Source organism: Burkholderia sp. Ac-20379 (assembly GCF_017104645.1).
In the GTDB taxonomy this organism is placed as follows: domain Bacteria; phylum Pseudomonadota; class Gammaproteobacteria; order Burkholderiales; family Burkholderiaceae; genus Burkholderia.
Genome location: NZ_JAAGPF010000396.1, coordinates 1 through 5,860 on the forward strand (window position 1 = coordinate 1; position 5,860 = coordinate 5,860).

6 protein-coding genes and 1 pseudogene are annotated in these 5,860 nt (G+C 69.4%); 4 read left to right on the forward strand and 3 right to left on the reverse strand.

All coding sequences use genetic code 11. The annotated features are described in order from the left end of the window. Window positions 1–237 precede the first annotated feature (237 nt). Window positions 238–585, reverse strand: a complete 348-nt coding sequence (locus tag G3N92_RS29800) for an ecotin precursor (protein ID WP_206131153.1) — start codon at window positions 583–585, stop codon at window positions 238–240. Window positions 586–770: 185 nt separating this feature from the next. Here G3N92_RS29800 and G3N92_RS29805 point away from each other — a divergent pair, with 185 nt between their 5' ends. The 3 genes from G3N92_RS29805 to G3N92_RS29815 all read left to right on the forward strand — a co-directional run bounded on the left by G3N92_RS29805 (window position 771) and on the right by G3N92_RS29815 (window position 3,306). Next, on the forward strand, window positions 771–1,154 hold the full coding sequence (locus G3N92_RS29805; protein ID WP_206131154.1) for a DUF5594 family protein: 384 nt from the start codon (window positions 771–773) through the stop codon (window positions 1,152–1,154). A gap of 160 nt (window positions 1,155–1,314) precedes the next feature. Continuing rightward, a complete protein-coding gene (locus tag G3N92_RS29810; RefSeq protein WP_206131155.1) occupies window positions 1,315–1,818 on the forward strand; it encodes a YbhB/YbcL family Raf kinase inhibitor-like protein in 504 nt (167 codons plus the stop codon). Window positions 1,819–1,935: 117 nt separating this feature from the next. Further along, on the forward strand, window positions 1,936–3,306 hold the full coding sequence (locus G3N92_RS29815; protein ID WP_206131156.1) for an MFS transporter: 1,371 nt from the start codon (window positions 1,936–1,938) through the stop codon (window positions 3,304–3,306). An 86-nt stretch (window positions 3,307–3,392) separates the two neighbouring features. Here G3N92_RS29815 and otsA read toward each other — a convergent pair whose 3' ends face one another. Together otsA and G3N92_RS29825 are read right to left on the reverse strand one after the other, a co-directional pair. Further along, window positions 3,393–4,808: an alpha,alpha-trehalose-phosphate synthase (UDP-forming) gene (otsA, locus tag G3N92_RS29820; RefSeq protein WP_206131157.1), complete on the reverse strand. Its 1,416-nt coding sequence runs from the start codon at window positions 4,806–4,808 to the stop codon at window positions 3,393–3,395. Between the two features lie 127 nt (window positions 4,809–4,935). Then, window positions 4,936–5,166: a hypothetical protein gene (locus G3N92_RS29825; protein WP_206131158.1), complete on the reverse strand. Its 231-nt coding sequence runs from the start codon at window positions 5,164–5,166 to the stop codon at window positions 4,936–4,938. Between the two features lie 288 nt (window positions 5,167–5,454). Here G3N92_RS29825 and G3N92_RS29830 point away from each other — a divergent pair. Further along, window positions 5,455–5,860 (forward strand): annotated as a pseudogene (locus tag G3N92_RS29830) (hypothetical protein); the annotation flags it as partial.

Genomic DNA, 5,860 nt, shown 5'->3' on the forward strand with positions numbered 1-5,860 from the left:
AGGCGGCGGCGGCGGTGGCCGGGGCGGCGGCGGTCACGGCGGCGGCGGACGCCACTGATCGCGCCCCGGGGCGCCGCTCGCGCCCTCGATTGCAACCAGTTGTATCCGCGAATACCGCCAACACGCCATCGCATCGAACCGCATCAAACGACAACGCCCGCCCGGATAACCCGGGCGGGCGTTGTCGTTTGCAGGTTGCGAACGCCTGAACCGTTACCGGCCGGCGTCCCGCCGCGCTTACCAGCCCGGCTGCTGATAGTAGCCCGGCGCCGGCTGCGGACCGCAAGGCACGTAGGCGTTGCGATAGCCGTCGAAGCAGGTGCCCGGGGGCGGGCTCGCATAGGCCTGTTGATAGGTCGGCTGCGCATAGACCGGCTGCGCGTAGGCCGGGGCGGCGTACACCGGCGCCGGCGCAACCGCCGACGACACGATCGCGCCCAGCACGGCGCCCCCGATCAGCGCGCCGATCACGGCGCCGCCGCCGCCACCGCCGTGCCCGTGCCAACGTCCATGAGCCGAAGCCGGGCCTGCCACGGCAAGCGCACCGGCGGTCACCAGCACTGCGACGATTTTCTTGTTGATCATGTTGCTCTCCACTCAAGGTGGTACGTGATGGAACCCATTGTGGGACGACTCCCCCGTAACAGGTGCAGCAAGTGGTAACGCCCGATTACGGATGTAAAGCGTCGCGAGACGCAACCGTAAGCGGCCGAGCAAGCCGCATGCTAGGATTTTCCGAGAGATCAGAACGACAACTGCGAGACGCCCCCATGGATCCCGACATCGCGCACCGCTTCGACGCCGAGTTCGCGCCCCGCATCGCCGAGCGCATCGCCGCGCTGCTCGGCCCGCACATCCGCGCCGAAGTGCGCCCGTACGGCGGCCATGGCCATCCCACCCATATCGACGTCACCAGCACCACGCCCGAACACGTGCGCGGCTACCCGCATGCACTGCACCTGACGCTGACCTGGGATTCCGAGGAAATCGATCGGCTCGTGATCGACGACCACGACGGCACGCGCTTTGCACGCTATCTCGATGCGCTGACGCACAAGCTGCCGGGCTGGCAAAGCGCGCGCGGCCTCGACTTCGGATCGCGCACCCAGACCGAGCCGGCGGTACTGCTCGGCGGCCTCGATTTCGAGGCCTGAATCTCGAGGCCCGAACGGCGCGCGGCACGGCCTTGGCGTGCCGTCGCGCCCGCGGAGCCGGTGATACACTCGCCCAGTTCCCGTCGGCGCCGCCGTGCGAGCCACGCCCGTTGCGGCGACGACGCCCGTTTCCAAGCACTCACGAATCCTGGAGGCCTCAATGGCTGAATTCCGGCTGCGGACCGACGCATTTCCCGAAGGCGGCTTGATGCCGAAAGCGCAGGAGTACAACCACGCAGGCTTCGGCGTGGACGGCGGCAACGTCTCGCCGGCGCTGAGCTGGGAAGGCGTGCCGGCTGAGGCGAAAAGCCTCGCGATCACCGTCTACGATCCCGATGCACCCACCGGCAGCGGCTTCTGGCACTGGGTGGCCGTGAACCTGCCGGTCGGCACCACGGCGCTGCCGGAAGGCGCGGGCGCGGCGGGCAGCACGACGCTGCCGGCAGGCAGCGTGCAGGTGCGCAACGATTACGGCGACGAAGGCTTCGGCGGCGCGGCCCCGCCGCGCGGCGACGCGGCGCATCGCTACATCTTCACGGTGCACGCGCTGAAGGTGGACAGCCTGCCGATCACGCCCGACACCACCAACGCCGTCGCGCGCTTCATGATCCATCTGAACCAGGTCGCCTCGGCCAGCTACACGGGCCTGTACGCCCTGAAGTAAGCGCAACGCCCCCCGCGGTGGCGCGCGCCGCGCCGCCGCCTTCCCAACCGGTTGCGTCCGCAACCCGATCGAACGGCACGGCGCCTCGCGCCGCGCCGCTCGCACCATCGCCCGCCCATGAACGCCGACGATAACGGCCTCCCCCTTCCGCAACGCTACTGGGCGATCGTCTGCATCGCGCTCGGCATCACGCTGGCGGTGCTCGACGGCGCGATCGCCAACGTCGCGCTGCCCACCATCGCGCACGACCTGCGCGCCTCCGACGCCGCCTCGATCTGGATCGTCAACGCCTACCAGCTCGCGGTCACGATCTCGCTGCTGCCGCTGGCCGCGCTCGGCGACCGGATCGGCTACCGGCGCGTCTACCTCGCCGGCCTCGCGCTGTTCACCGTGTCGTCGCTGGGCTGCGCGCTGTCCGATTCGCTTGCCTCGCTCGCGGCGATGCGCGTGATCCAGGGCTTCGGCGCGGCCGGCATCATGAGCGTCAACACGGCGCTGGTGCGCATGACCTACCCGTCGCGGCTGCTCGGCCGCGGCATCGCGCTGAACGCGATGGTGGTGGCGCTGTCGTCGGCGGTCGGGCCCACGGTGGCGTCGGCTGTGCTCTCGGTGGCCGCGTGGCCCTGGCTGTTCGCGATCAACGTGCCGATCGGCATCGCGGCCGTCGCGGTCGGCCTGCGCGCGCTGCCGCCCGATCGCGGCCACGACGCCCCCTACGATTACCTCAGCGCGCTGCTCAACGCCTGCGTGTTCGGGCTCGTGATCATGACCGTCGACGGGCTCGGCCACAGCCAGAATCACGCGATGGTGATCGCGAGCGGCATCGGCGCGGTGGCGCTCGGCTACGTGTTCGTGCGGCGGCAGTTGAACCAGCCCGCGCCGCTGCTGCCGGTCGACCTGCTGCGCATCCCGATCTTCGCGCTGTCGATCGGCACCTCGGTGGCGTCGTTCACCTCGCAGATGCTGGCGTTCGTCGCGCTGCCGTTCTGGCTGCAGCACACGCTCGGGCTGTCGCAGGTGGAAACCGGCCTCTACATGACGCCGTGGCCGCTCGTGATCATGGTGGTCGCGCCGCTCGCGGGGGTGTTGTCCGACCGTTATTCGGCCGGCATGCTCGGCGGCGTCGGGCTCGCGCTGTTCGCGGCGGGGCTGCTCGCGCTCGCGATGCTCGGCACGCATCCGGCGCCGGTCGACATCGTCTGGCGCATGGCGCTGTGCGGTGCGGGCTTCGGCCTGTTCCAGGCGCCGAACAACCGCACGATTCTGTCGTCCGCGCCGCGCCATCGCAGCGGCGGCGCGAGCGGCATGCTCGGCACCGCGCGGCTCAGCGGGCAGACGCTCGGCGCGGCGATCGTCGCGCTGATCTTCGGCGTGGCGCCCGCGCACGGCCCGACGCTCGCGCTGTATGCGGCCGCCGCGTTCGCCGCCGTGGCGGCCTGCGTGAGCCTGCTGCGGCTCGGCGCAGAACCGCCCGCGCACGCGGGCTGAGCGGCCGGCGGTTGCCCGCGCCGCAACGAGAAACGGCGGCGCCGAAGCGCCGCCGTTTTTCATCGCACTTGCTGCCCGCGAGCGCCTCAGGCGTCCACGCGCCGCCCAACGCGGCGCGTGACCGATGCGGCCGTCGCCACACTGCGCAGGTCGGTCAGGAACGAATCGCGCCACACGCCGAGATCGTTGCGCTTGAGCGCGGCGAAATTGCTGCCGTGGCGCTCGCGGCGCTCGCCGAGCGGCATCGACAGCGCGCGCTCCAGCGCGTCCGACATCTGCGACAGATCCGACGGATTGACGATCAGCGCGCCCGGCAGCTCGGCCGCCGCACCGGCGAACTCCGACAGCACCAGCACACCCGGATCGTCCGGATTCTGCGACGCCACGTATTCCTTCGCGACCAGGTTCATGCCGTCGCGCAACGGCGTGACGTAGCCGACGTGCGCGTGACGGAACAGCGCCATCAGCAGATTGCGCTCGTACTTGCGGTTCAGATACTGGATCGGCGTCCAGTCGAGCTGGGCGAAGCGGCCGTTGATGCGGCCGGCCTCGCGTTCGAGCGTCTGGCGGATCCGCTGGTAGGTCTGCACGTCCGAGCGCGTGGGCGGCGCCACCTGCACGAACGACACGCGGCCCTGCCAGCCCGACGCGTTCGTCAGCATCCGCTCGAACGCCTGGAAGCGCTCCACCAGGCCCTTCGAATAATCGAGCCGATCCACGCTCATCACGAGCTTGCGGTCGCGGATCGCATCGCGCAGCGCGGCCACCGGCTTGCGTTGCGCATGCTGCACGGCGGCCTCGGCGATCGCGTCCGGATACACGCCGATCGGATAGGCGCCCACCTTCACGACGCGGTTGTGCACGTGGAGCATGCCGTCGTCGGCCGCGGTGCCGATGCCGCGCCGTTCGAGGTAATCGACGAACGACTGCTTGTCCGATTCGGTCTGGAAACCCACCACGTCGTAGGCGCTCATGAAGCGCACCAGCTCGTCGTGCGGCGGCACCGTGCGCAGCACCTCGGGCGCGGGGAACGGGATGTGCAGGAAGAAACCGATCGGGTTCTTCACGCCGAGCGCGCGCAGCGCATGCGCGAACGGCAGCAGGTGGTAGTCGTGCACCCAGATGATGTCGTCCGGCTCGATCAGCGCATGAAGCTGCTTGGCGAGCGTCTGGTTCACGCGCAGATACCCTTCGTATTCCTGCCGGTCGAAGCGCGCGAGATCCATGCGGTAATGGAACACGGGCCACAGCGTGGCGTTCGAGAAGCCGCGGTAGTACTGGTCGTAGTCGCGCCGCGACAGGCCCACCGTCGCATAGGTCACGTTCCCTTCGCGCTCGATCACCGGTTCGCCGGCTTCGCCCACGATCTCGCCGTTCCAGCCGAACCAGACGCCGCCCGACTGCCGGAGCGCGTCGAGCACGCCCACGGCGAGACCACCCGCCGACGGACGCGCATCCTGACCTGCTGCCACGCGATTCGAAACCACGATCAATCTGCTCATACGGCCTGACCTCCTGTGCTTGGATGAACCGGCGCACGGACGCGCCGGATCCTTCCGTCGCAGCACGCGGCATGCCTGGCGCGACGGGATGAATGTTCGAACGGAAAATGCGGTGCGCGACGCGCGCTCAGGCGTCCTGCTCGGCGCCCAGATCGCGCTGGTAGTCGAGCCCTTCGGGACGCGCCCCGCCCTGGTTGTGGTCGCCGTCCGCCGGCGCATCGGATGCCTGCGCGGCATCGGGCACCACAGCCGGCGGCGCGGATGAAGGCGGATCGGCCGGTGCCGCAGGGCGGCGCAAGCCGTCGTCGTGATCCGGGCGTGAATGGCGCCGTGTCCGGCGCATGGCAGGGTGTCTCATTGAGCTGTGCGGCGCGTCGCCGTTGAAACAGTCAGTGAAAACCCAGTGTAGGCTGGCCCGATCCATGCGAAGGTAACAATTACCTTCATTTTGTAACGATGCGACCCTCGCGCCGAGATTTGTAAGACACTAAGCGCCGACCGGCGCCGCGATTGCCTTTTTACGTTTTTTCAAGATCGCAAACGTTTGTCCATTTTTTGCAATTCGGGTCAAGAACTTGCAAGACAATGGCGGCCGGTGCCGCGCCACCAGTGGGCGCGGCGCACTCCAGACAGGATCGCATCCAGCATGAACTCTCGCATCGCCATGCCCGGGCATCCGGCCCGCCGCGTCGTGCACCTCGCGCGCTTCGCGCTCGCCGGCGCGACGCTGGCCGCCACGCTGCTTTCCGGCTGCAGTTCCCTGTATAGCGAAGGCGCCACCACCGGCGCCGGTATCGCCGGCGCCGCCGTCGCGGCCAAGGTCACGAACAACGCCGCCGTCGCCACCGGCATCGGCCTGGGCGCCGTGGCCGCCGCGCGCGCCGGCGTGCAATACACGCAACGCGTCGCCCACGCCTATTCGCAAAGCCAGATCGCCGACGCCGCCGGCCCGCTCGATGTGGGCGGCGTGGCGCGCTGGTCCACGAACCACTCGGTGCCGATCGAGGAAGACGAATTCGGGCGCGTGACCGTCAGCCGCCTGATCAGCGTCG